At 60.2% G+C, this 25,499-nt stretch carries 22 protein-coding genes; 10 read left to right on the top strand and 12 right to left on the bottom strand.

Annotated features, from left to right (window positions below):
* Positions 1-88 precede the first annotated feature (88 nt).
* Positions 89-682, bottom strand: coding sequence for a transcriptional regulator BetI (gene betI / locus AC1MDT_RS20010; protein WP_480418616.1), 594 nt, complete (start codon positions 680-682; stop codon positions 89-91).
* Between the two features lie 380 nt (positions 683-1,062).
* Between betI and AC1MDT_RS20005 the strand changes: the two genes are divergently transcribed.
* Entirely contained in the window at positions 1,063-3,012 is a 1,950-nt protein-coding gene (locus AC1MDT_RS20005) for a BCCT family transporter (RefSeq protein ID WP_480422832.1), read from the top strand.
* A 162-nt stretch (positions 3,013-3,174) separates the two neighbouring features.
* On the opposite strand, the gene choV is transcribed toward AC1MDT_RS20005, so the two are convergent.
* The 3 genes from choV to AC1MDT_RS19990 all read right to left on the bottom strand — a co-directional run bounded on the left by choV (position 3,175) and on the right by AC1MDT_RS19990 (position 6,219).
* On the bottom strand, positions 3,175-4,356 hold the full coding sequence (choV, locus tag AC1MDT_RS20000) for a choline ABC transporter ATP-binding protein (RefSeq protein WP_414906205.1): 1,182 nt from the start codon (positions 4,354-4,356) through the stop codon (positions 3,175-3,177).
* Positions 4,353-5,198, bottom strand: a complete 846-nt coding sequence (gene choW / locus AC1MDT_RS19995; RefSeq protein WP_123513218.1) for a choline ABC transporter permease subunit — start codon at positions 5,196-5,198, stop codon at positions 4,353-4,355. The genes choV and choW overlap by 4 nt, the downstream gene beginning before the upstream one ends.
* 73 nt (positions 5,199-5,271) lie before the next feature.
* Positions 5,272-6,219, bottom strand: a complete 948-nt coding sequence (locus AC1MDT_RS19990; RefSeq protein WP_201115931.1) for a choline ABC transporter substrate-binding protein — start codon at positions 6,217-6,219, stop codon at positions 5,272-5,274.
* Positions 6,220-6,654: 435 nt separating this feature from the next.
* Between AC1MDT_RS19990 and AC1MDT_RS19985 the strand changes: the two genes are divergently transcribed.
* Positions 6,655-8,031, top strand: a complete 1,377-nt coding sequence (locus AC1MDT_RS19985) for an L-serine ammonia-lyase (protein WP_480418613.1) — start codon at positions 6,655-6,657, stop codon at positions 8,029-8,031.
* 530 nt (positions 8,032-8,561) lie between these two features.
* Complete coding sequence (gbdR, locus tag AC1MDT_RS19980; RefSeq protein WP_480418612.1) at positions 8,562-9,665, top strand: choline metabolism transcriptional regulator GbdR; 1,104 nt, start codon at positions 8,562-8,564, stop codon at positions 9,663-9,665.
* 87 nt (positions 9,666-9,752) lie between these two features.
* On the opposite strand, the gene AC1MDT_RS19975 is transcribed toward gbdR, so the two are convergent.
* From AC1MDT_RS19975 to choX, 6 genes are all read right to left on the bottom strand, one after another.
* Complete coding sequence (locus AC1MDT_RS19975; protein WP_046045296.1) at positions 9,753-10,016, bottom strand: hypothetical protein; 264 nt, start codon at positions 10,014-10,016, stop codon at positions 9,753-9,755.
* A gap of 368 nt (positions 10,017-10,384) precedes the next feature.
* Complete coding sequence (locus AC1MDT_RS19970; RefSeq protein WP_480418611.1) at positions 10,385-11,548, bottom strand: gamma-butyrobetaine dioxygenase; 1,164 nt, start codon at positions 11,546-11,548, stop codon at positions 10,385-10,387.
* A 13-nt stretch (positions 11,549-11,561) separates the two neighbouring features.
* Positions 11,562-12,038, bottom strand: a complete 477-nt coding sequence (locus AC1MDT_RS19965) for a thioesterase family protein (RefSeq protein ID WP_480418610.1) — start codon at positions 12,036-12,038, stop codon at positions 11,562-11,564.
* A gap of 123 nt (positions 12,039-12,161) precedes the next feature.
* Positions 12,162-13,127, bottom strand: a complete 966-nt coding sequence (locus tag AC1MDT_RS19960; protein ID WP_480418609.1) for an L-carnitine dehydrogenase — start codon at positions 13,125-13,127, stop codon at positions 12,162-12,164.
* A 130-nt stretch (positions 13,128-13,257) separates the two neighbouring features.
* Complete coding sequence (gene cdhC / locus AC1MDT_RS19955) at positions 13,258-14,145, bottom strand: 3-dehydrocarnitine:acetyl-CoA trimethylamine transferase CdhC (protein WP_480418608.1); 888 nt, start codon at positions 14,143-14,145, stop codon at positions 13,258-13,260.
* 75 nt (positions 14,146-14,220) lie between these two features.
* A complete protein-coding gene (gene choX / locus AC1MDT_RS19950; protein ID WP_480418607.1) occupies positions 14,221-15,165 on the bottom strand; it encodes a choline ABC transporter substrate-binding protein in 945 nt (314 codons plus the stop codon).
* A 194-nt stretch (positions 15,166-15,359) separates the two neighbouring features.
* Between choX and AC1MDT_RS19945 the strand changes: the two genes are divergently transcribed.
* Positions 15,360-16,319: a GlxA family transcriptional regulator gene (locus AC1MDT_RS19945; RefSeq protein ID WP_201115939.1), complete on the top strand. Its 960-nt coding sequence runs from the start codon at positions 15,360-15,362 to the stop codon at positions 16,317-16,319.
* Between the two features lie 141 nt (positions 16,320-16,460).
* On the opposite strand, the gene AC1MDT_RS19940 is transcribed toward AC1MDT_RS19945, so the two are convergent.
* On the bottom strand, positions 16,461-16,877 hold the full coding sequence (locus AC1MDT_RS19940) for a DUF3010 family protein (protein WP_480418606.1): 417 nt from the start codon (positions 16,875-16,877) through the stop codon (positions 16,461-16,463).
* A 59-nt stretch (positions 16,878-16,936) separates the two neighbouring features.
* On the bottom strand, positions 16,937-17,338 hold the full coding sequence (locus AC1MDT_RS19935) for a lysozyme inhibitor LprI family protein (RefSeq protein ID WP_480418605.1): 402 nt from the start codon (positions 17,336-17,338) through the stop codon (positions 16,937-16,939).
* 235 nt (positions 17,339-17,573) lie between these two features.
* Between AC1MDT_RS19935 and AC1MDT_RS19930 the strand changes: the two genes are divergently transcribed.
* The 6 genes from AC1MDT_RS19930 (at position 17,574) to etfB (ending at position 25,460) form a co-directional block, all read left to right on the top strand.
* The gene (locus AC1MDT_RS19930; RefSeq protein ID WP_008033250.1) at positions 17,574-18,551 is read left to right on the top strand and encodes a dipeptidase; all 978 of its coding nucleotides are present in this window, start codon (positions 17,574-17,576) and stop codon (positions 18,549-18,551) included.
* A gap of 162 nt (positions 18,552-18,713) precedes the next feature.
* Positions 18,714-19,244: a DUF5943 domain-containing protein gene (locus AC1MDT_RS19925; RefSeq protein WP_201115942.1), complete on the top strand. Its 531-nt coding sequence runs from the start codon at positions 18,714-18,716 to the stop codon at positions 19,242-19,244.
* 15 nt (positions 19,245-19,259) lie between these two features.
* The gene (gene dgcA, locus AC1MDT_RS19920) at positions 19,260-21,320 is read left to right on the top strand and encodes a dimethylglycine demethylation protein DgcA (RefSeq protein WP_480418604.1); all 2,061 of its coding nucleotides are present in this window, start codon (positions 19,260-19,262) and stop codon (positions 21,318-21,320) included.
* 184 nt (positions 21,321-21,504) lie between these two features.
* Positions 21,505-23,454, top strand: a complete 1,950-nt coding sequence (gene dgcB, locus AC1MDT_RS19915; protein ID WP_480418603.1) for a dimethylglycine demethylation protein DgcB — start codon at positions 21,505-21,507, stop codon at positions 23,452-23,454.
* Complete coding sequence (gene etfA / locus AC1MDT_RS19910) at positions 23,454-24,674, top strand: electron transfer flavoprotein subunit alpha (protein WP_480418601.1); 1,221 nt, start codon at positions 23,454-23,456, stop codon at positions 24,672-24,674. Before dgcB ends, etfA begins: the two co-directional genes overlap by 1 nt.
* A gap of 15 nt (positions 24,675-24,689) precedes the next feature.
* Positions 24,690-25,460 carry an electron transfer flavoprotein subunit beta gene (etfB, locus tag AC1MDT_RS19905; protein WP_480418599.1) on the top strand — a complete coding sequence of 257 codons (771 nt, stop codon included), beginning with the start codon at positions 24,690-24,692 and terminating at the stop codon, positions 25,458-25,460.
* Positions 25,461-25,499 lie beyond the last annotated feature (39 nt).

The raw sequence follows: 25,499 nt of genomic DNA, 5'->3' as shown, positions 1-25,499 counted from the left end.
AAGTGGGTTGGCGGTAACCACTGGGCGTGCCGTGTCGCTTGGGCGCGCTGGTCAGTGGCGGTTCAGGGGTTGAGCGGTTATGTGTGCTCTAACTCACCTGCTTGGCCAGTTGGAAATCCATGTATTCGTAAGCGATCCGGTGCGCTTGCTCGGTGTCGAAAGCATCTCCCGACAACGCGCCGCGCAACCACAAACCGTCGATGAGGGCTGCCAGGCCCCGGGCTGCACTGCGCGCTTGATCAAGCGGCAATACGCGGCGGAACTGGCAGCACAGGTTGGAATACAGACGGTGATCGTTGATCCGCTGCAACCTGTGCAAAGACGGGTGATGCATGCTGGTGGCCCAGAAGGCCAACCAGGTTTTCATTGCCGGGCCATTGACCTGGCTGGCGTCGAAGTTGCCTTCGATAATCACCTGGAGGTGGGCCCTTGGGCTGTTGTCCTCCAGCGCCTGACGGCGTGCGGTGACGTTCTCGCTGAGGACACTCATCAGGTACTGCGCCGTAGCAGCGATCAGGCCGTTCTTGTCCTGAAAATAGTGACTGATGATGCCATTCGAGACACCGGCCAAACGGGCGATCAGCGCAATGCTGGCGTCCCCCATTCCGACCTGATCAACGGCCTGCAATGTGGCTTCGATCAACTGCTGGCGGCGGATGGGTTGCATACCGACCTTGGGCATCTTGCACATCTCCTTAGGCCTACCGGCAGACGTCAAACGGCTACCGGGTTGAAGGCCAGTCTATTTTGTTTTGATTGAACGTTCAATAAACAAAGAATAAGATCTGCGACAAATCGTCGCTGTTTACAGTGTTTTCCTACGTGTAAATGACGATAAACCGACATCTGAAACGGCTCGAAGCCCATACGCGCTGGCGTCCCTGGGGATTCGGGCTTTTTTCGGGGTGTCTTTATATCACCCACCGGTCGGCTGCCCACTAACCGATTGGTCGGGTAATGCCTTGCCTTGTGTTCTTCTCCCGCACTGCCCGGAGCCTCTGTGCCATGAGTTCTGCCTCTCTTATAAAGACCCCACCCGATAAGGTGACGGTCAACGGTTGGGTGTTCTACACCTCTACCGCGCTGATTCTGTTGCTGACCGCCATTCTGATCATTGCCCCGCAAGAGGCTGGCAGATTGCTCGGAATTGCCCAGGCCTGGTTGTCCCGCAGCTTCGGCTGGTACTACATGGTGGTGATCGCCGCTTACCTTGTCTTCGTGGTCGGCCTGGCGTTTTCGTCCTACGGCAAGCTCAAACTGGGCAGCAAGGACGATACCCCGGACTTCAGCTACGGCGCCTGGGCGGGGATGCTGTTCTCGTCGGGTATCGGCATCTCGCTGCTGTACTTCGGTGCTTCCGAGCCGCTGGACCATTACTTCAATCCGCCGGAAGGCGTCTCGGCCAGCAACATGGCCGCGCGTCAGGCGGTGCAGCTGACATTCCTGCACTGGGGCCTGCATGGCTGGGCGATCTACGCACTGGTCGGCCTGGCCGTTGCTTATTTTGCCTACCGTCACAACCAGCCGCTGGCGTTGCGCTCGGCGCTGTATCCGCTGGTCGGCGAGCGTTGGGTCAAAGGCGCGGCGGGTCATGCGGTGGACGGCTTCGGCATGTTCGTGACCCTGCTGGGGCTGGTAACGAACCTGGGGATTGGTTCGCTGCAAGTGTCTTCCGGGCTGGAAAACCTGTTCGGTATGCAACACAGCAACACCAACCTGCTGATCGTGATTATCGTGATGAGCACGGTGGCGACCATCGCTGCCGTGTCTGGCGTGGAAAACGGCATTCGCCGTCTGTCCAACCTGAACATCGTGTTGTTCAGCGGCCTGTTGATATTCGTGCTGCTGTTCGGCCCGACGTTGCACCTGCTCAACGGCTTTGTGCAGAACGTCGGTGACTACCTCAATGGCGTGGTGCTGAAGACGTTCGACCTCTATGTGTACGAAGGCGACAGTGAGAAGTCCGACCGCTGGCTGGGCCTGTGGACTCTGTTCTACTGGGCCTGGTGGATTTCCTGGGCGCCATTCGTGGGCATGTTCATCGCGCGTATTTCCCGTGGTCGTACCGTGCGTGAACTGGTCGCCGGTGTGCTGCTGATTCCACTGGGCTTCACCCTGGCGTGGCTGTCGATCTTCGGTAACTCGGCGCTGGACCTGGTGATGAACCATGGGGCGGTGGAGCTTGGGAAGACGGCACTCGAACAGCCGTCCATGGCGATCTACCAATTGCTTGAGCATTACCCGGCGTCGAAAGTGGTGATCGGCGTGTCGATCTTTGTCGGTTTCGTGCTGTTCCTGACCCCGGCGGACTCTGGCGCGGTGATGATGGCCAACCTTTCGTGCAAGGGCGGTAACGTCGACGAAGATGCCCCGCATTGGCTGCGGATCTTCTGGTCGGCGGTGATCACGCTGGTCACCATCGGCCTGCTGTTCGCCGGTAACTTCGAAGCCATGCAAACCATGGTGGTACTGGCGGGCCTGCCATTCTCGGTGGTGCTGGTGTTCTTCATGTTCGGCTTGCACAAGGCCATGCGCCAGGACGTGCAGATCGAACAGGAGCAGGCGGAGTTGGCCGCGCGCGGTCGTCGTGGTTTCAGCGAGCGTTTGACTCAATTGGACCTGCAGCCGAATCAGTCGATTGTTCAGCGATTTATGGACAAGCAAGTCAGCCCGGCGCTGGAAGCGGCGGCGGCGCAATTGCGTGCCCAGGGTCTGGACGTGCAAACGTTGCTGGGTAAATCGAAGCGTTGCATGGGCGTGCGGATCGACAGGGAAGAGGGCAACCCTTTTGTCTACGAAGTGAGCCTGGATGGTTATCTGGCCGCGGCGAGCGAAACGGTGTCGGCTGAAAGTGTTGATGAACCCCGCGCACGCTACTACCGCGCCGAGGTGTACTTGCACAACGGCAGCCAGGACTACGACTTGATGGGCTTCACTCAGGACCAGATCACCCGAGATGTGCTCGATCAGTTTGAAAGCCATCGGCAGCTCCTTGGCCGTGTCTATAGCTGAGACATACCCCTGTGGGAGCGAGCTTGCTCGCGATGAGGGCATAGCAGTCAGCATCAATGTTGACTGAACCACCGCTATCGCGAGCAAGCTCGCTCCCACATTAAGTTCTGCGCACTAACAAAAACGCCGCGATCCTCTCGCGGCGTTTTTGTGTCTGCTGTCTTAGCCCAGATTCTTGCCGAGCAATGCGTGATAGAGCTCGCTGTCCCCGAGTATCCCGACCACTTTGTTGTTGTTGTCGTGCAGCACCAGTTTATTGCCGGTGTGATATCGAATCTGCAGCGCATCGCGCATGCCGATGTTCGAGTCCACCAGCGTTGGTCGACGACCCAGACCTTCAACCGCTTGCCCTGGCACCCAGTTCTGCAGGTCCAGACTTGCGCCGTTCTGGCGTGCGCCTTTGATGGTGTTGCCTTCGGCCAGGTCCAGCCACGAATCGCCACCGGGATCGAGGCACACCGAACCGTTGATGCGTTTACAGTTGTCCAGCGTGCGCATCAGGCTGCGACCGCACAGCACGTTCAGCGGATTGGTGTGGGCCACGAAGGTCCGCACGTAGTCGTCTGCAGGGTTCAGCACGATCTCTTCCGGCACGCTGTACTGAACGATGCGGCCGTCTTTCATGATTGCGATGCGGCTGCCGAGTTTCAGCGCCTCATCGAGGTCGTGACTGACGAAAACGATGGTCTTGTTGAGCTTGCTTTGCAGCTCCAGCAGTTCGTCTTGCAGGCCTTGGCGGATCAGCGGGTCGAGGGCCGAGAACGGTTCATCCATCAGCAGGATGTCGGCGTCCATCGCCAGCGCACGGGCCAGGCCCACACGTTGCTGCATACCGCCGGAGAGCTCGTCGGGTTTCTTGTTGCGCCACTGGGCCAAGCCCACCAGCTCAAGCTTGTCGTCCACCAGTTTGCGCCGCTCTTTCTCAGGGCGACCCTGCATTTCCAGACCGAAACTGATGTTCTCGCGCACGGTCAGCCAAGGCATCAGGGCGAACTTCTGGAACACCATCGCGATGCGCTTGGTGCGCATCATTTTCAGTTCTGCCGGGGTGCAGGAAGCGATATCGATCTGCTTGCCTTCATGCTCGACGAACAACTTGCCACGGCTGACGGTGTTGAGGCCGTTGATGCAGCGCAGCAGGCTGGATTTTCCGGAGCCGGACAGGCCCATCAGCACGCAGATTTCGCCTTTTTCGATGTCCAGGCTGGCTTTTTCAACGCCGACGATCTGCCCGGTCTTTTTCAGGATCTGGTCGCGGGTCATGCCCTGATCGAGGAGCTTGAGCGCCTCGCGCGGGTCTTTCGAGAATATTACGTCGACGTCTTCGAACCGAATAATGCTCATGCGTCACCCCCTACTTTGGCGTCGGGTTGTTTGCAGATACGGTCGAGCATGATCGCCAGCAGTACGATCGCCAGGCCAGCTTCGAAGCCCAGGGCGATATCAGCAGTGTTCAGTGCGTTGACCACGGGTTTGCCCAGGCCGTCGGCGCCCACCAGTGCCGCGATCACCACCATCGACAACGACAGCATGATGCACTGGGTAATACCGGCCGCGATGCTTGGCATGGCGTGGGGCAGTTCGATACGTGAGAGCAGTTGACGGCGCGAACAGCCAAAGGCTTTACCGGCGTCCATCAATTCTGCGGGCACATCGCGGATACCCAGGTAGGTCAGGCGGATAGGCGCGGCAATCGCGAACACTACCGTCGAGATCAGACCTGGGACCACACCCAGCCCGAAGAGGGTCAGGGTAGGAATGAGGTACACGAAGGTCGGCACGGTCTGCATCAGATCGAGCACCGGACGCATCAGTGTGTAGAACATCGGTTTGTGCGCGGCGACGATGCCCAATGGCACGCCGATGATCACGCAGACAAAGGTAGCAAACAGCACCTGGGCGAGGGTTTCCATGGTTTCCTGCCAGTACCCCAGATTGAGGATCAGCAGGAAGGAGGCGATGACGAAAACGGTCAGGCCCCATTTGCGTTGAATGAAATGTGCCAGTAGCGCGATGAGGCCGATCAATGCCAGCGGGTTGAACCAGGTCAGCGCAAAAGTCACGCCGTGGATCATCGTTTCCAGTGTCACGGCGATTGCGTCGAAGGTGCTGGCGCCGTGTTGCGTCAACCATTCAACGAAGCTCGCGATGTACTGGCCTAAGGGTATTTTCTGATCAATCAGCATGGTAGTGAACGTCCGCATGCAAGGAAATTAACAGCCCGGGCGAGCGAGGAGCGAGCTCGCCCGGCGTAAGCGATTACTTCGCGAGCTTGGCTTTAACGGCCTCCAGGCCTGGTTTACCGTCAATGGTGGTCACGCCAGCGAGCCAGGTATCGAGCACCTGTGGGTTCTTTTTGAGCCAGGCCTTGGCGGCCGCGTCAGGCTTCATCTTGTCGTCCAGGATGTTGCCCATCAGCGAGCTTTCCATGTCGACGGTGAATTCCAGGTTTTTCAGCAGTTGACCAACGTTGCTGCACTCTTGGGTATACCCCTTGCGAGTGTTGGTCGCAACGGTCGCGGCACCGAAGTCCGGACCGAAGAAATCGTCACCCCCAGTCAGGTACTGGATTTTGAAGCGCTTGTTCATCGGATGCGGTGCCCAGCCGAGGAACACCACGGCGGTATCGCGTTTCTGAGCGCGGTCGACTTGCGACAGCATGCCCGCTTCGCTGGACTCGACGACTTTGAAGCCGGCGTCTTTGAGACCGAAGGCGTTCTTGTCAATCATGGTCTGGATCAGACGGTTACCGTCGTTACCCGGCTCGATGCCGTAGATCTTGCCGTCGAGTTCTTTTTTGAATTTGGCAATGTCGGCGAAATCATGCAGCCCTTTGTCGTACAGCGCTTGCGGTACGGCGAGGGTGTATTTGGCGCCAGTGAGGTTGGTACGTACGACGTCCACGGTGCCGGCATCACGGTAAGCCTTGATGTCGTTTTCCATGGTCGGCATCCAGTTACCCAGGAAGACGTCCATATTCTTGCCGTCGGCCAGGGACTTGTAGGTCACCGGCACGGAAATCATCGTGGTTTTGGTCTTGTAGCCCAGGGCGTCGAGCACAACGCTGGTGGTGGCGGTTGTTGCAGTAATGTCAGTCCAGCCGACATCAGAGAAGTTTACGGTGCTGCACTGAGCGGGTTCTGCAGCTTGAGCCAGTAACGGCAGACTCAGCATGGCGGCCAACAACAACGACGGGGAACCTTTCATGGGTGGACTCCTTGGTGTTTTTTTTGGCAGTGTTCCGACTGGACCACCGCACTTATGAGTTGCGGTTGGACGGCGTTTTGGAGACAGCTCTACCACGGCGCCTTGCAATCGAGTCGATACGATCATGTACCAGTGAAAATCTGACGCCTACAGGGTGCGTCGTAACCAGTACAGGGAGGGTCGCATCCAGTGTCGGTGACGTCGTATACAGATTTTTTCAGCCCCATTTCCCCCTCTGAGCCGCAAAAAAACGGCGAAAACGCTGCGTGAAACGCCCGCGGCGTTTGTGGACAAGAGTACGTCGGTGTGAGACGTCGAACGACACGGTAAAAGACTGATGATGCAGCCATATCGGCGGATTGCAGCTTGAGCGTAGCAGCTCCGTCACTGGGCGCTTTTGCGTCTGGAGTTGGCACATCCAGGAGTTCGGCAGTAATGGCTATCAGCGTTTTCGACCTGTTCAAAATCGGCATCGGCCCTTCCAGTTCGCACACCGTAGGGCCCATGCGCGCCGCGGCGCTGTTTGTGCAAGGTTTGCGTGAACAGGGTCTTTTGGAGCAAGTGCGGCGCATCGAAGTTCAGCTGTATGGTTCGTTGTCGGCCACCGGCATCGGTCACGGCAGCGACAACGCGGTGATCATGGGCCTGATGGGCGAGTGGCCGGATGCGATCGACCCGTCGCAAATCGGCCTGCGTATCGAAACCCTGCGTGAAACCCACATGCTGTTGCTCGATGGGCGTTTGTCGGTCCCGTTCATCTGGGCTCGCGACATGCGCCTGATCGACGAAAACCTGCCGTTCCATCCCAATGCCATGACCCTGATTGTCGAAGGTGAGGACGGTGAGTTGCATCGCGACACTTACTACTCCATCGGCGGCGGTTTTGTCGTCGATGAGGCGCAAGCGTCCAGCGGCGTGCTCGATCTGGATCGCACCGAGTTGCCTTACGATTTTTCCAGTGCGGCCGAACTGCTCAGCCTCTGCAAGCAGCACAACCTGCGCGTGTCTGAATTGATGATGGCTAACGAGCGGGTCTGGCGCAGTGAGGAGGAGATTCGCAGCGGCCTGATGAAACTTTGGCGCGCCATGCAGGATTGCGTCGACCAGGGCCTGAAACATGAAGGCATCCTGCCCGGCGGCCTGAATGTGCGCCGCCGTGCGGCCAAGTTGCACCGCAGCCTGCAGGAGCTTGGTAAGCCTAATGTGATTGGCTCGACGCTGAGCGCCATGGAATGGGTCAACCTGTTCGCCTTGGCGGTCAACGAGGAAAACGCCGCCGGCGGGCGCATGGTAACGGCACCGACCAACGGCGCGGCCGGGATCATTCCAGCGGTGTTGCACTACTTTATGAAGTTCAGCGAAGCAGTCACCGACGCTAATGTCGTCGACTATTTCCTCAGTGCGGCGGCGGTCGGGATCCTGTGCAAGAAAAACGCCTCGATCTCCGGTGCCGAAGTCGGTTGCCAGGGCGAAGTCGGTTCGGCCTGCGCCATGGCGGCGGCCGGATTGGCGGAGATCCTCGGCGCCACACCGGAGCAATTGTGCAACGCGGCGGAGATCGGCCTGGAACACAACCTCGGTCTGACCTGCGACCCGGTAGGCGGGTTGGTGCAAGTGCCCTGCATCGAGCGCAATGCGATTGCGGCAGTGAAAGCGATCAATGCGGCGCAGATGGCGCTACGGGGTGATGGCCAGCACTTTATCTCGCTGGATCGGGTGATCCGCACCATGCGCGATACCGGTGCCGACATGCACGACAAATATAAAGAGACATCGCGGGGTGGGTTGGCTGTCAGCGCGGTTGAGTGCTGAGACCGAGTTGAGCCCATCGCGAGCAAGCTCGCTCCCACATTTGACTCGGTTCTCCTGAAAGTACTCGGTCACCTGTGGGAGCGAGCCTGCTCGCGATAGCGTCAGACCAGTCAAAACTGCGCGCTAAATGAACACCCGATTCAAAACACGCCACGTTTTGGCGCGTCGCTCACAGGTAAGCGACTAACCCGCGGGTCAGGGATCCAACCGAGCCCTGACCGTCCGTCACCCGTGCTTGCGGTGACACTCTTTCAAGGGCTTCGCAGCCCTGTTCCCACAAGTGCTACCGATTTGCTCACACGCAACGGGACAGAGCGCTTGCTGCCCTTCCTGCTACTGATAACTCCCCCTCTCGACGCGGCTTATATAGACGCGCCGCGACGTCGTTTTCAGGAGTTATTGAACGCGCATTCAATTTAGGCATGGCAATTGCTCTGTCATAACAAAGCCCGTCTCCCACGCGAGAACGATGGCAATAACAAGAGCCTCCGCCTGAGGCCATCACCCGCTTTGTGTGAGGAGATACCGCGATGACGTCGTTCAACTCCGGGGCCCAACCCCAGAACCGTGCGCCTCAATCCATCGGCTTTTTGCTGCTGGACAATTTCACGCTGATTTCTCTGGCCTCCGCAGTCGAACCCCTGCGTATGGCCAACCAATTGTCCGGCCGCGAGCTGTATCGCTGGACCACACTCACCGTCGATGGCGGTCAGGTCTGGGCCAGTGACGGCCTGCAGATCACTCCCGACTGCTCCATGCACAAAGCCCCGCCCCTGGACACCGTGATTGTCTGTGGCGGTATCGGTATCCAGCGCACGGTTACTCGCGAACACGTTTCATGGCTGCAAAGCCAGGCGCGCCAATCCCGCCGTCTCGGCGCGGTCTGCACTGGCAGCTGGGCCCTGGCCTGTGCCGGCCTGCTGGACGGTTTCGATTGCAGCGTACACTGGGAATGCCTGGCCTCGATGCAGGAAGCGTTCCCGCGTGTGGCCATGAGCACCCGGCTGTTTACCCTCGACCGAAACCGTTTCACCAGCTCCGGTGGCACCGCGCCGCTCGACATGATGCTGCACTTGATCAGCCGCGATCACGGCCGTGAACTGTCCGCCGCGATTTCGGAAATGTTCGTCTACGAGCGCATCCGCAACGAGCAGGATCACCAGCGTGTGCCGCTCAAGCACATGCTTGGCACCAACCAGCCGAAATTGCAGGAAATCGTGGCGCTGATGGAGGCCAACCTCGAAGAGCCGATCGACCTCGACGAACTGGCGGTGTACGTCGCCGTGTCCCGTCGTCAGCTGGAGCGGCTGTTCCAGAAATACCTGCATTGCTCGCCGTCCCGTTACTACCTGAAACTGCGCTTGATCCGCGCCCGGCAACTGCTCAAGCAAACGCCGATGTCGATCATCGAAGTGGCGTCGGTGTGTGGCTTTGTTTCTACGCCGCACTTCTCCAAGTGCTACCGCGAATACTTCGGCATTCCGCCGCGTGACGAGCGCGTAGGTTCCAACACCACTCAACAAGTGGCGATGATGCCGCTGCCGCAAGCACTGGTGCTGTCGCCGTTGTCCGGGCCGTTGTCGGCGCTGAGTCAGGCGCGCAATGAGTCGACTTTCGCTAGCGTAAGGCTTTAAACCGAGGCGCTCCATTCGCGAGCAGGCTCGCTCCCACAGGGGTATGCGATTCCCTGTGGGAGCGAGCCTGCTCGCGAAGGCGATTTATCAGGCGCTACGGCTCTGCTGATACTCCGCCAATGCCGGCAACAACTGCCTATCAATGGCCTGGCGCACGGCCGGCAGGATGGTCGCACTGCTGGTGTACATCTGCTTCACCATGGTCCGCAGTTCCATCGCCCGTTCGTTGTTCAAACCCCGTACCGCGCATTCGCAGGCCTGCTCAGCGGTGGCGCCAGGGGGCACTGCAAATCCCAACGCCTTAAGCTGGCCCAACAGGTCTTCCTGGTCTATCAAATCGGCGTACATCATGACGCAATCCTTCTTCAGGGAACGGTGTCGTGGCTCGATTCTGGTAGGGGTGCGGGGTGGCGGCAAGGGCGATTTGTCGCAATGGCCGCTATACCTATGAACAGGTCGTTTTCGACTAACTTGAGAGAGGAGAGAGTGGGCACACTGGATTCAGCTGGCTTCACGAAGGTTTGGTCACCCTCGCGCATCGGCTCCTCAACAGTACCTTCTGCCCCGATCCTGTCACGGCTTGATCGGGGTTTTTTTTGCCTGTGAATCAGGAAGGAGTGTGGTGTTTGGGCTGATGCCATCGCGAGCAAGCTCGCTCCCACATTGGGTCACGTAAACCCTGTGGGAGCGAGCTTGCTCGCGATGAACGATGACGCGGTTTACCTTTGCAAAACCAAAATACGCGACAGCAATTCATCACGATCAACATAGCAACCCTGGAAGTGCCGGGCACCGCTGGCGGGGTCGAAGGCGTTGCGGGCGTGGAGGGTGCGGCGGTTGTCGAAGCACCACAATTCGCCGGGGTTGAGGCGGGTCATCACCCGGAATCGCGCCTCGCGGGTCATGGCAATAAAGCGACGATAAGCGCGATACAGCCTGGGCATTTGTTCCACTGAGGCATCGAACGGGCCGCGCAAGAAGTTCGCCATGCGGATTTCCGAGACCTGCCCCACAGCATCCAGCGCGATGATCGGCGCCAGGCAACGGTAGTCGCTGTGGCGGTCCTTGTTGCGGAATTCCACGGGGATTTCACACAAGGCTTGAAACGCCTCGGGGTCTTCCCGGCGCAAGGCCTCGGCGATGGCAAAACCGTCGACGAAAATACTCTCGCCACCGTCGGCGTCATTGACCAGGCAATGCAGAAATTGCAGCCCCGGTTGCAACTCCCGAGTCGGCAGGTCGCTGTGCAATGGCAGGTTGAACGCGGTGTAGGCGTTGCTGTCGGCGTCGGCCTTGGATTGCACATTGAACAGCACGCCGAAATTGCTCTCGCGGATAAAGGAAATGCGCTGGGCGATCAGCTTCAGCGAGCCGGGCTCGGTGGGCACGCCACGGACTTGGGTCAAGCCGATATCGCGCACCGCCAGCAGCCATTGCAACAAGGCCTCGGCATCGTTCATCAGCGCCTGGTATTCGAACACTGGCAGCGTTAAATCGCTGTTCCAGAGACTGGCTTTTGGTTTGCCCGCGCGACGTTCGGCGCGGGACTCGTCGTCATAGGCGTGGGCGCGCAGCCAGCCCGGGTCGAAGCGGCTGAGGTGACCGTCCTGCCACTGAACGCACAGGCAACCTTCACTATCGACTCTGGTCTGTGTCGTCATCAGATTTTCCGGGACGTCGACAATTTCCAGTACCTGTTCGCGGGTCACGGTGTAGACGCACGACGGACACGGGCAGTTGTCCCGCAGCCATTGATGATGAAAGGGGCTGATGCGATGGTCGGCCCACGTCACCAGTACGCGATCCGCCAGCGCCTGCACGCCTGTCAGTGCGCTGATCAACGGATAAGTACGGAAGTCGGCGAAAGCGGCAGCGGTGTTCATGACGATCTCCTTTTTATTTTTTTGAAGGTAACGCAATCACTCGGCCAATGTAGTCGGGGAGGGGCAGGTCGGCTTGCTCGGCAACGATGGCCTGGAGCTTGCTCAAGGTGTCTTCGCTGAACGGCGCGGATCGCGGGCCGGCGAGGTCGACGTGCAACAGCATTTGTTCATTGCCCGCCAGTTCCTTGTCGTCGCCCGGCACGTGCAGGCTGTGATAGAGGTGCAGGCGTTTGCTGTCGTGAGCGATGATTTGGGTGTGCACTTCTACATCCGCGTCGAGTTTCACTTCGTGGAGGTAGTTGAGGTGCAGTTCGAGGGTGAACAGTGAGTTGCCGCTGGCTTCGCGGTTGTTGCTGTCCATGCCCAGCCGGTCCATCAACGCGTCGGTAGCGTAGCTGAAAATCAGCAGATAGAAGGCGTCGCGCAGGTGGCCGTTGTAGTCGACCCAGTCGGGGATGATTTTGGTTTGGTAGGTGGTGAGGGTGGGCATGATGAGGATCCATGATGTGTAGTGACTGGGCTGCCGTCATCGCGAGCAAGCTCGCTCCCACAGGGACCGCGCAAAACTTGTGGGAGTGAGCTTGCTCGCGATGGGGCCAGACCTGTTGACTCATTACTCGCTGAAGGCCATCCCATGCTTCTCTTTGGTGGTTTTCACCGCCTCCAGCACCGCCAGCAAACAATCATCACGATAGCGTTCCAGTGCAGAAATGCTGTGTTTGCCCAGCTGATCGCTGGTGCCATCCACCACATCATCAATCAACTTGTCGGTCAGCTCCGGCGCTGGCAGATAAGTCCACGGCAGTTGCAATGCCGGTCCAAATTGCGCCATGAAGTGGCGCATGCCCGCATCGCCACCCGCCAGGGTGTAGGTCAAGAACGTACCCATGAACGACCAGCGCAGGCCCGCGCCAAAACGAATCGCGTCGTCGATTTCACCGGTCGTCGCCACACCGTCGTTGACCAGGTGCAGCGCCTCACGCCACAGCGCTTCGAGCAAACGGTCGGCGATAAACCCCGGCACTTCTTTGCGCACATGCAGCGGGCGCATGCCCAGGGATTCGTAAACTTTAATCGCCGCTTGAATGGCTTCCGGGGCGGTGTTCTTGCCACCCACCACTTCCACCAAGGGCAGCAGATAAACCGGGTTGAACGGGTGCCCGACCACACAGCGTTCCGGGTGCGTCGAACTCTCGTAAAACTCACTCGGCAACAGCCCGGAAGTGCTGGAACCGATGAGTGCATCGGGCTTGGCCGCCGCGCTGATTTTGGCGTGCAGCTCAAGTTTCAGATCGAGGCGTTCCGGAGCGCTTTCCTGAATGAAGTCGGCATCGCGAACGCATTCTTCAATGGTCGCGACAAAGCGCAGCCGATCCTGCGAAGCGCCAGGCGCCAGCCCTTGTTTTTCCAGCGCGCCCCAGGCATTGGCGACGCGTTTGCGCAGCGCGGCTTCGGCGCCTGGCGCCGGGTCCCAGGCCACGACATCGAGGCCGTGGGCGAGGGCGCGGGATACCCAGCCACTGCCGATGACACCGCTGCCCAGGGCGGCGAAGGTTTTGATTTCGGTGATGAAAGTCATGGCGACGTCCTAAAGGAATTCGGTAATCCCTGTAGGAGCGAGCTTGCTCGCGAGGGTATTCCAGGCGCTGAGTGGCGTCGGCTGTACCTTTTTCGCGAGCGAGCTCGCTCCTACAGGGTTATGTGTGGGTTTAACCGCGCTTGGTCAGGCCCATTTTTGCCCGACCTTCAGCCGGTGTCAGAACGCGGGCGCCGAGACGGCTGAGGATTTCCGAGGCGCGTTCGACCAGTTGGCCATTGGTCGCCAGCACGCCTTTGTCCAACCAGATATTGTCTTCCAGGCCAACCCGCACGTTGCCGCCCAGCAGCACCGCTTGCGCCGCCATCGGCATCTGCATGCGACCGATGCCGAAGCCGGCCCATACCGCGTTGGCTGGCAAGTTGTCGACCATGGCTTTCATGGTGGTGGTGTCGGCCGGCGCGCCCCACGGGATGCCCAGGCAGAGCTGGAACAGCGGGTCATCGAGCAGGCCTTCCTTGATCATCTGTTTGGCGAACCACAGGTGACCGGTGTCGAAAATCTCCAGTTCGGCCTTCACGCCCAGCTCTTGAATGCGTTTGGCGCCAGCGCGCAGCTGGGCCGGGGTGGAGACGTAAATGGTGTCGCCATCGCCGAAGTTCAGGGTGCCGCAATCGAGGGTGCAGATTTCCGGCAGCAACGCTTCGACATGGGCCAGGCGGGTCAACGGGCCGACCAGGTCGGTGTTCGGGCCGAACTCCATCGGATTCTCGCCCGCGCCGATTTCCAGGTCGCCACCCATGCCGGCGGTGAGGTTGACGATGATGTCGACGTCCGCCTCGCGGATGCGCTCCATCACTTCGCGGTACAGCGCCACGTCGCGGCTGAACTTGCCGGTTTCGGGGTTACGCACGTGGCAGTGGACTACGGTGGCGCCGGCCTTGGCGGCTTCCACGGCGGCAGCGGCGATTTGTTTCGGGGTGACCGGCACGTGTGGGCTCTTGGCGGTCGTGTCGCCAGCACCGGTGAGTGCGCAGGTGATGATGACGTCGTGGTTCATGAGGCGGTTCCTTGCAGGCGTGATGAGTCTGTTCGCAGCCCGTTACGGGCTGCGAATCGGTGATTCAGTCGAGGTTTATTTACTGGTCAGTTTCAGATTGTCAGCAGCCGGTTTGCCATCGAAGGTGGTCACGCCTTCGAGCCAGCGTTGCTTGTCTTGCGGATGATCCTGGAGCCATTGCCTGGCCGACGCGAGTGCGTCCTTGTGATCCAGCAGCGGCTGCATCATCCGGCTCTCGTCTTCGGCGGTGTAGGTCAGGTTGCTCAGCAACCGGCCAATGTTCGGGCATTGCTGCGCGTAGTTCGGCGATGTGACGGTCCAGACCGTGGCCATGCCTTCGTTCGGGCCGAGGGCGTCGTCGCTGCCGGTGAGGTACGTCATCTTCACGTTGACATTCATCGGGTGCGGCGCCCAACCGAAGAACACCACCGCTTCGTTGCGTCGAACGGCACGATCCACCGCCGCGAGCATGCCGGCTTCGCTGGACTCGACCAACTGGAACTTGCCGAGGCCAAACTGGTTCTTGGCGATCATTGCCTTGATCTGGGTGTTGGCGCCCGAACCCGGCTCAATGCCGTAGATCTTGCCGCCCAGTTCTTTTTCGAATTTGGCGATGTCGGCGAAGGTTTTCAGGCCTTTGTCGGCGAGGTAAGTCGGTACGGCGAGGGTGGCGCGGGCGTCTTTGAGGCTGGGTGCCTGAAGCACTTTGACCTGGTTGCCAGTCACGAATGGCGTGATGGTCTGAGTCATCAGCGGGTTCCAGTAGCCGAGGAACAGGTCCAGGCGCTGATCGCGGATCCCGGCGAAAATGATTTGCTGGGACGCGCTGGTTTGTTTGGTGTTGTAGCCGAGGCCATCGAGCAGGACCTGGGTCATTGCGCTGGTGGCGATTACGTCAGTCCAGTTGACTACGCCCATGCGCACGTTCTGGCAGGACGCGGGTTCGGCTGCCATGACACTGGCGCTCAGGAAAGCGGTACCGCTGAGTGCAAGAACATAGCTGCTGATCAGTCGTTTCATCTCGGGTTCCTCGGCAGTTCATTATTGTGGGTCCGGGCGTCTTCGTGCGCCGGTGATGCCAAGTTACGCAGCTATACGCGGTATAAAGCGCACGGCGGCGACCAGCTCTTGCACTGTAGCGACCTGTCCTCTTGAATGCTGGTTGCAACTGGCGTATCAACGTCCACACGCTACCCGTCAACCGAGGGCGCTCCATGTCCCAGGATTTCTACTTCATGTTGATGCCGGGTTTCTCGGCCATCGGTTTCATTTCGGCCATCGAGCCGCTACGGGTCGCCAATCGCTTTCGCGGCGAACTGTATCGTTGGCATGTGCTAAGCGCCGATGGCGGGGCGGTGCTGGCCAGCAACGGCATGTCGGTCAACGCCGACGCGGCGCTCGAACCGCTGAAGAAAGGCGCAACCTTATTGGTCGTCGCCGGGTTCGAGCCGCTGAAGTTCGCCACCCCGGCGCTGGAACACTGGCTGCGCCGGCTGGACAACGAGGGCGTGACCCTCGGCGCCATCGACACGGGCAGCTTCATCCTCGCTGAATCCGGCCTGCTCGACGGCCATCGCCTGACCTTGCACTGGGAAGCCATCGACGCCTTCAAGGAGTCTTACCCACAGCTCAGCGTCACCCAGGAGCTGTTCGAGATCGACCGCCGCCGCATCACCTCTGCCGGCGGCACCGCTTCCATCGACCTGATGCTCGACCTCATCGCCCAGGCCCACGGGCCGGAACTGGCGATCCAGGTCAGCGAACAATTCGTGCTCGGCCGCATCCGCCCACGCAAAGACCACCAGCGCATGGAAGTCGCCACGCGTTATGGCATCAACAACAAGAAGTTGGTGCAGGTGATTGGTGAAATGGAGCAGCACAGCGAACCGCCGCTGAGCACGCTGCAATTGGCAGAATCGATCAAAGTGACGCGGCGCCAGCTTGAGCGTTTGTTTCGTCTGCATTTGCACGACACCCCGAGCAACTTCTACCTGCGCTTGCGACTGGAGAAGGCGCGGCAGTTGCTGCGACAGACGGACATGAGTGTGCTGGAAGTGAGTATTGCGTGCGGGTTTGAATCACCGTCGTATTTCACCCGCAGTTACCGGGCGAAGTTTGAGCGGTGCCCGCGTGAGGACCGGCGGCGGTTGGGGGATGGGCGGGAGTTGGTCTAAACGCAGATTTCGACAGCACCATGGACCCCTGTGGGAGCGAGCCTGCTCGCGAAGAGGCCGGCACATTCAATATTGATGCTGGCTGACACACCGCCATCGCGAGCAGGCTCGCTCCCACAGTTGATCTGCGTTGACTGGAGGCTACTTCTTCATCAATGCTGAACAAGCCGCTTTGTAAGCCTCATGCTGATACTTGTTCAGCGTCGCCGGCAGTTCAAAGTCGAACTTCTTGTTCTGCGCATTGATGGTTTGCGGCGACAGCAGCGTGACCTCGCAATTCTCCAGCAACTGAAAAACCCCTTCGATCTTGAACGTGGTTGGCCCACCCGCGAATTCGCCTTTCTTGCTGCGCTTCTTGATTGCAATCCGGTCGATGGAATTCTCGCGTACAAACGACGCCACCTGAGCGGCAAAGACTTTGACGTTCGCGGCTTCGTCGTCATCGTCCAGGGCGATTTTCTTGGTGGTCAAGGCGACGTGGCTCAGGGCCTGACCGTCGAGAGTGGCCACGGCGATGATCGCTTCGCTGCCTTTGATTTCGATGCCGCAGATGTTCATTGGAATTCCTTAACAGGCTGATGGCGTGCAGCTTACAGCTCAAGCTGATCGGCGCAGGATCACTCCTGCAATATCGACTCCAAAAACTCCGACCGCTCATCACTCATTCTTGCCACGCAATCATTCTGCGCAATGGTGAACGCCTTGCTACCGCTCGTCGCTGGAAACGCTTCAACTGCGCAATCGGCATCCCGTGTCTTCAACCATTGCTGTTGAGCAACCTTCAGCTTGGCGGTGATGTCGGCCAGTTGGGCCGGGTTCTTGCCATAGGCCGTTTGCATGCGCTCGTTCAGGCCCTGGTAGTTTTCTTTGAGCAATTGCTCGGCGGTGGTTTTGCTGAAGACCGAGCATTCCAGGGTCTGGACGTCGTTTTCGACTTTGTCGCAGGGGTTGTCGTCGGACTCTTCAGCCGCGTGTACGCCGGTCGCTATTAGTGCCAAAGCCAGGAAGATCGTTCTCATTGCGCCACAGCCCCTTTTTTCAGTGCTTATTCAGTAATGCGGCGAATTCTGGCTCATGCGGCGGCCCTTGAACAGGAGGGCGATCACCCCCATCGACGACCCTTTGTCGCGGATTGACGCTTTCGGCAAACCCCCTGTCGTTTTTGCACCCGGCTGCCCCGTCCCTCAGGCATATGCTGGCCCCAAAGCGCCGGCACATGATTCGGCGCATGAATCGCTAATAGGGGACAGCCTGATGAGCCCAGCCGAATTGCACGCCGACAGCATCGTTATCGACGGGCTGATTATTGCCAAGTGGAACCGTGAGCTGTTTGAAGACATGCGCAAGGGCGGTTTGACCGCAGCCAACTGCACCGTGTCGGTGTGGGAGGGCTTCCAGGCCACCGTCAACAACATCGCCGCCAGCCAGAAGCTGATCCGCGAGAACAGCGACCTGGTGATTCCGGTGCGCACCACCGCCGATATCCGCAAAGCCAAGGAGCAGGGCAAGACCGGCATCCTCTTCGGTTTCCAGAATGCTCACGCTTTTGAAGACCAGATCGGCTATGTCGAAGTCTTCAAGCAGCTGGGCGTCGGTATCGTACAGATGTGCTACAACACCCAGAATCTGGTAGGCACCGGCTGCTACGAGCGCGATGGCGGCCTGTCGGGCTTCGGTCGTGAGATCGTCGCCGAGATGAACCGTGTCGGCGTCATGTGCGACCTGTCCCACGTTGGCTCGAAAACTTCGGAAGAAGTCATTCTCGAATCGAAGAAGCCGGTCTGCTACTCCCATTGCCTGCCGTCGGGTCTGAAAATTCACCCGCGCAACAAATCCGATGAAGAGCTGAAATTCATTGCCGATCACGGCGGTTTCGTCGGTGTGACCATGTTCGCGCCGTTCCTGGCCAAGGGCATCGATTCGACCATCGACGATTACGCCGAAGCCATCGAATACACCATGAACATCGTTGGTGAAGACGCCATCGGCATCGGTACCGACTTCACCCAGGGTCATGGCCAGGACTTCTTCGAATACCTGACCCACGACAAGGGCTACGCCCGTCGTCTGACCAGCTTCGGCAAGATCATCAACCCGCTGGGCATCCGCACCGTCGGCGAGTTCCCGAACCTGACCGAGACGCTGCTCAAGCGTGGCCATTCCGAGCGCGTGGTCCGCAAGATCATGGGCGAGAACTGGGTCAACGTCTTGAAAGACGTCTGGGGCGAATAAGCCCACTTTGAACAACGATCCCTTGTAGCAGCTGCCGAGGTACGAGGCTGCGTCGGGCTGCGAAGCGGCCCCCGAGGGCGGTCCTACGGACACGCAACGCAGCCTCGTACCTCGGCAGCTGCTACGCAAAACACACCACGAATTTTCTGGAGTTAAGTTTCCATGGCCAAGATCGCCCCGCAATTGCCAATCGAAGTCGACAGCGAAACCGGTGTCTGGACCTCCGACGCCCTGCCGATGCTGTACGTGCCACGTCATTTCTTCGTCAACAACCACATGGGCATCGAGGAAGTGCTGGGCGCTGACGCCTACGCTGAAATCCTCTACAAGGCCGGCTACAAGTCCGCCTGGCACTGGTGTGAAAAAGAAGCGGAATGCCACGGCCTGGAAGGCGTCGCGGTGTTCGAACACTACATGAAGCGCCTGTCGCAACGCGGCTGGGGCCTGTTCAAGATCCAGGATATCGACCTCGACAAAGGCACCGCCAGCGTCAAGCTCGAACACTCGGCATTCGTCTACGTCTACGGCAAGGTCGGGCGCAAGGTCGACTACATGTTCACGGGCTGGTTCGCCGGCGCGATGGACCAGATTCTGCACGCCCGCGGCAGCAAGATTCGCACCGTTGCCGAACAAGTCTACGGTGGCTCCGAAGAAGGCCACGACGACGGTTTGTTCACCGTCAAGCCGTTGTAAGTCGAGGAACCCGCCATGGCTTTCGAAGCAATGTTCCAGCCGATCCAGATCGGCAAACTGACCATCCGCAACCGCGTGCTCAGCACCGCGCACGCCGAGGTCTATGCCACCGACGGCGGCATGACCACCGACCGGTACGTCAAGTATTACGAAGAGAAAGCCAAGGGCGGGATCGGCCTGGCGATTTGCGGCGGTTCCTCCAGCGTGGCCATCGACAGCCCGCAAGGCTGGTGGAAGTCGGTCAACCTGGCCGACGACCGGATCATTCCGCACTTTCAGAACCTGGCCGATGCCATGCACAAGCATGGCGCCAAGATCATGATCCAGATAACCCACATGGGCCGTCGCTCCCGCTGGGATGGCGAGCATTGGCCAACCCTGCTGTCGCCGTCGGGCATCCGTGAACCGGTGCACCGCGCGACCTGCAAAACCATTGAGCCGGAAGAAATCTGGCGGGTAATCGGCAACTATGCCACCGCAGCTGGCCGCGCCAAGGCCGGTGGCCTGGACGGCGTTGAACTGTCGGCGGTGCACCAGCACATGATCGACCAATTCTGGAGCCCGCGAGTCAACAAGCGTACCGACGAATGGGGCGGCAGCTTCGAGAACCGCATGCGTTTCGGCCTGGAAGTGCTGAAGGCTGTGCGGGCTGAAGTCGGCCCGGATTTCTGCGTCGGCATCCGTCTGTGCGGTGACGAATTCCACCCGGACGGCTTGTCCCACGAAGACATGAAGCAGATCGCCAAGTACTACGACGACACCGGCATGATCGACTTCATCGGCGTGGTGGGTTCGGGTTGCGACACCCACAACACCCTGGCCAACGTTATTCCGAACATGAGTTATCCACCGGAGCCGTTCCTGCATCTGGCCGCCGGTATCAAGGAAGTGGTGAAGGCACCGGTGCTGCACGCGCAGAACATCAAGGACCCGAACCAGGCGACCCGCATTCTGGAAGGTGGTTACGTCGACATGGTCGGCATGACCCGCGCCCACATCGCCGACCCTCATCTGATCGCCAAGATCAAAATGGGCCAGGTTGACCAGATCAAACAATGCGTCGGCGCCAACTACTGCATCGACCGTCAGTACCAGGGTCTGGACGTGCTGTGCATCCAGAACGCCGCGACTTCCCGTGAATACATGGGCGTGCCGCACATCATCGAGAAATCGACCGGTGTGAAGCGCAAAGTCGTGGTGGTCGGTGCCGGCCCTGCCGGGATGGAAGCCGCTCGCGTCTCGGCCGAACGAGGCCACGACGTGACCCTGTTCGAGAAAAAAGAATTCATTGGCGGGCAGATCACCACTGCCTCGAAAGCGCCGCAACGGGACCAGATCGCCGGTATCACGCGCTGGTTCCAGCTGGAACTGGCCCGTCTGAAAGTCGATCTGCGCCTGGGCGTGGCGGCCGATGCGGCGACCATTCTCGACCTGCGTCCGGACGTCGTGGTACTCGCCGTCGGCGGCCATCCCTTCCTGGAGCAGAACGAGCACTGGGGCGCGGCTGAAGGCCTGGTGGTCAGCAGCTGGGACATCCTCGATGGCAAGGTGGCACCGGGCAAGAATGTGCTGGTCTACGACACCATTTGCGAATTCACCGGGATGTCCACCGCGGACTTCCTCGCCGACAAGGGCAGCCAGGTCGAGATCGTCACCGACGACATCAAGCCAGGTGTGGCGATTGGCGGTACATCGTTCCCGACGTACTACCGCAGCATGTACCCCAAAGAAGTGATCATGACCGGGGACATGATGCTGGAGAAGGTCTACCGCGAAGGCGACAAGCTGGTGGCGGTGCTGGAAAACGAATACACCGGCGCCAAAGAGGAGCGGGTGGTGGACCAGGTGGTCGTCGAAAACGGCGTGCGTCCGGACGAAGAAATCTACTACGCGCTGAAGGAAGGCTCGCGCAACAAAGGCCAGATGGACATCGAAGCCTTGTTCGCGATCAAGCCGCAGCCATCACTGAGCCAGGCGGGCGACGGCTACTTGCTGTTCCGCATCGGCGACTGTGTGGCGCAGCGCAACACCCACGCGGCGATCTACGACGCGCTGCGGTTGTGCAAGGATTTCTAAGAGCTTGTGGATAACCCTTGTAGGGGCGAGCTTGCTCGCGATGAATTTGAAGGCGACGCGTTTTTCCTGACCGCACGCGTCATCGTTTATCTCCATCGCGAGCAAGCTCGCTCCTACACAGGGAATCGGGCAAGGCATCCAGCTAGTTAAGCCTGCAAGACCTTGCGGTCTTTGGGAGCTCCACATGTTGAACACCCTTCTTCCAATCCTGTTGTTCGCTGCCTTGGGCCTTGCGGTTCTGGGCGCCTTGCGGCGGGTGGCAATGTGGCGCCGAGGTCGTGCCTCGAAGGTCGACCTGATCGGCGGCCTCTTCGCCATGCCCAAGCGCTACATGGTCGACTTGCACCATGTCGTCGCGCGGGACAAATACATTGCCAACACCCACGTCGCCACGGCCGGTGGTGCAGTGGCGTCCATCGTGCTGGCGATTCTGGTTCACGGTTTCGGACTGCATAACCGCTTCCTCGGTTATGCACTGCTGCTGATGACGGCCGTGATGTTCGTCGGTGCGATCTTTGTATACCTGCGTCGGCGCAACCCGCCGGCCCGTTTGTCCAAGGGGCCGTGGATGCGCCTGCCGAAAAGCCTGCTGGCTTTCTCCGCGTCGTTCTTCCTGGTAACCCTGCCGGTGGCGGGCATTCTTCCGGAAAACTTCGGTGGCTGGCTGTTGGCGATCATTCTCGGAATCGGCGTGCTGTGGGGCGTCTCGGAATTGTTCTTCGGCATGACCTGGGGCGGCCCGATGAAGCACGCCTTCGCCGGTGCGCTGCACCTGGCCTGGCACCGTCGCGCCGAACGCTTTAACGGCGGTCGTTCCACCGGTTTGAAGCCGCTGGACCTGAACGACCCGACCGCGCCGCTGGGCGTGGAAAAACCCAAGGATTTCACCTGGAACCAACTGCTCGGTTTCGACGCCTGCGTGCAGTGCGGTAAATGTGAGGCCGCGTGCCCGGCGTTCGCCGCCGGCCAGCCGCTGAACCCGAAAAAGCTGATTCAGGACATGGTGGTCGGTCTGGCGGGCGGCACCGATGCCAAGTTCGCCGGCAGTCCGTATCCAGGCAAAGCCATCGGCGAGCATGCCGGCAATCCGCATCAACCGATCGTCAACGGCCTGGTAGACGCTGAGACGCTGTGGTCATGCACCACGTGCCGCGCTTGCGTCGAGGAATGCCCGATGATGATCGAGCACGTCGACGCCATCGTCGACATGCGCCGCCATCTGACCCTGGAAAAAGGCGCGACCCCGAACAAGGGCGCCGAAGTCCTGGAAAACCTGATCGCCACCGATAACCCTGGCGGCTTCGCGCCAGGCGGCCGGATGAACTGGGCGGCGGATTTGAACCTGAATCTGCTCAGCGACAAGAAATCCGTCGACGTGCTGTTCTGGGTCGGCGACGGTGCCTTCGACATGCGCAACCAGCGCACCCTGCGTGCCTTCGTCAAAGTGCTGAAAGCGGCCAAGGTCGACTTTGCCGTGCTGGGCCTCGAAGAGCGCGACAGCGGTGACGTGGCCCGCCGTCTGGGCGATGAAGCGACCTTCCAGCTGTTGGCCAAACGCAACATCCAGACCCTGGCCAAGTACAGCTTCAACCGCATTGTCACGTGCGACCCGCACAGCTTCCACGTGTTGAAAAACGAGTACGGCGCCTTCGATGGCAACTACGTCGTGCAGCACCACAGCACCTACATGGCGGAAATCATCGGCGCTGGCGCGCTCAACCTCGGTCAGCACAAAGGCAGCAGCGTGACGTACCACGATCCGTGCTACCTCGGTCGCTACAACGGCGAATACGAGGCGCCGCGTGAAGTGCTGCGCGCCCTGGGTATCGAGATCAAGGAAATGCAACGTTCCGGTTTCCGCTCGCGCTGCTGCGGCGGTGGCGGCGGTGCACCGATCACCGACATTCCGGGCAAGCAGCGGATTCCCGACATGCGCATGGAGGACATCCGTGAAACCGGCGCCGAACTGGTGGCCGTGGGCTGTCCACAGTGCACCGCGATGCTCGAAGGTGTGGTCGAACCCCGGCCGCTGATCAAGGACATCGCCGAACTGGTGGCAGACGCGTTGCTTGAAGACGCGGCTCCGAGCAAGCCGACCACGCCGGCCCAACGTGAACCTGCGGAGGCTCACTGATGAGCGACATTATCCGCCGCGACCCCCGCGCTGAATGGATTGCCCGTAACCGCCTGCACCCGCTGCACGCGGCCATGCAACCAGCGCAACACAGCTGGATGGGCCCTAACGGCCTCATCCGCAAGAATGTGCATGGCATCGGTTTCATCGGCCCTAACGGTATCAAGCGGATTGACCGTAGCGGCGCTCAACAGGGTGGGGCGAGCAAACGCTCGGCCGCCGTTGAAGTGCAATTGCCGCTGCATCAAGTGCCGCAACCGGCGTACTACATCAGCGTGGTGCCGGATATGGTCGGCGGCCGTTTGAGCAGTCACGACCGCGACTTGCTGGGCCTGGCTCATCAGTTGGCCGGCAAGGAAGGCGCGGTGTTGGCCGTGGTCTTCGGCGAACACAAAGAGAATGCCTTTGCTACGGCTGGCGTCGATCGCCTGTTGGTACTGGCGGGCGAAGAGTTCAGCGGTTATGCACCGGAACAACGGGTCCAGGGTCTGCGGGCTGTGGATAACCAGTTCAGCCCACGTCACTGGCTGCTGCCGGACAGCCGCAGCGGTGGCGGCGAGCTCGGCCGGCGCTTTGCCGCTGCGCTGGGTGAACGCCCGGCCACGCGGGTCTGGCAGATCAAGGATCAAGAGTGCATCGGCCGCGCCGGTGCTGGCCTGCAGGACCTTGTACGCCCGGTTGCGCGACTGATTCTGGCGGCGGCCGAATGCGCCGAACCGGTCAGCGAAACCCGTCACGAAGCATTGCCGGTGGAGTTATCCACAGCCGTGGCCCGCAGTCTGTCGCGCATTGAGGATTTGGGTGCCGTGGCGGTGGACCCGGCAGCGATTCCGATGGCCGAAGCCGAGTTCATCTTCTCCGGCGGCAACGGCGTCAAGGACTGGGGACTTTTCCACAGGACGGCCGAAGCCCTGGGCGCCACCGAAGGCGCCTCCCGCGTGGCGGTAGACGATGGCTTCATGGCGCGCGACCGTCAGGTCGGTGCGTCCGGCACCTGGGTCACCGCACGGGTGTATGTGGCGGTGGGCATTTCCGGGGCGATCCAGCACCTGCAAGGCATTGGTGCCTGCGACAAGGTGGTGGCCATCAACCTGGACCCTGGCTGCGACATGATCAAGCGGGCCGACCTGTCGGTGATTGGCGAGAGCGCCGAGATTCTTCAAGCCTTGATCGATGCGGTAGCGGCTTACCGCAACGACGCCAAGCGCGATGCGGCTTAAGGGAAGGAAAGGGTTATGAGCACGAAAATCATCAGCCTGGTGTCCATCGGCGCCCACCCGACCTCCGGCCGGCCACGTCGCGCCGAGCAAGATGCGCGGGCCGTGGAACTGGGCCTGCAACTGGCGGGGGATAACCTGCAAGTGCTGCATGCCGGGGACGTTGCCGAACCGGCGCTGCGGGCCTACTTGGGCATGGGCCTGGAACAACTGCATGTGCTGGAACAACCGGACGGCGCCGATGCGCTGCCGGCGTTGACCGCCTATTTGCGTGACGCCGGGGCTCAGGTCGTGCTGACCGGTAGCCAGGCGGAAACCGGCGAAGGCTCGGGCATGTTGCCGTTCCTGCTGGCCGAAAGCCTCGGCTGGCCGCTGGTGGTGGGATTGGCCCAGGTGGAATCCATCGACGGCAGTTCGGCCCTGGTACTGCAAGCGTTGCCCCGTGGTCAGCGGCGTCGCTTGAAGGTGCGCCTGCCGTTTCTGGCCACTGTGGATAACGCCGCGCCCAAGGCTCGGCAAAGCGCCTACGGCCCGGCCCGCCGCGGGGTATTGCAGGCGGATGAGGTGGAAGTCGTCGACGATGAATTGCTGGCGGTGGCGACCCTGCAACCGGCCAAGCCACGGCCCAAACGCTTGAAGGTGATCAAAGCCAAGAGCGGCGCGGACCGGATGAAAGCTGCGACGGCCAAGGCCAGTGGCGGTGGCGGGCAAGTGCTTAAAGGCGTTACTGCGCAAGCGGGAGCTGAAGCGATTCTCAAGTTGCTGATCGAAGAAGGCGTGGTTCGCTAACGGATAACCGGCGCAGCGCTAATAATGTGGGAGCGAGCC

Source organism: Pseudomonas sp. ASL7 (genome assembly GCF_056680375.1).
This window is presented reverse-complemented; position numbering and strand designations above follow the sequence as displayed.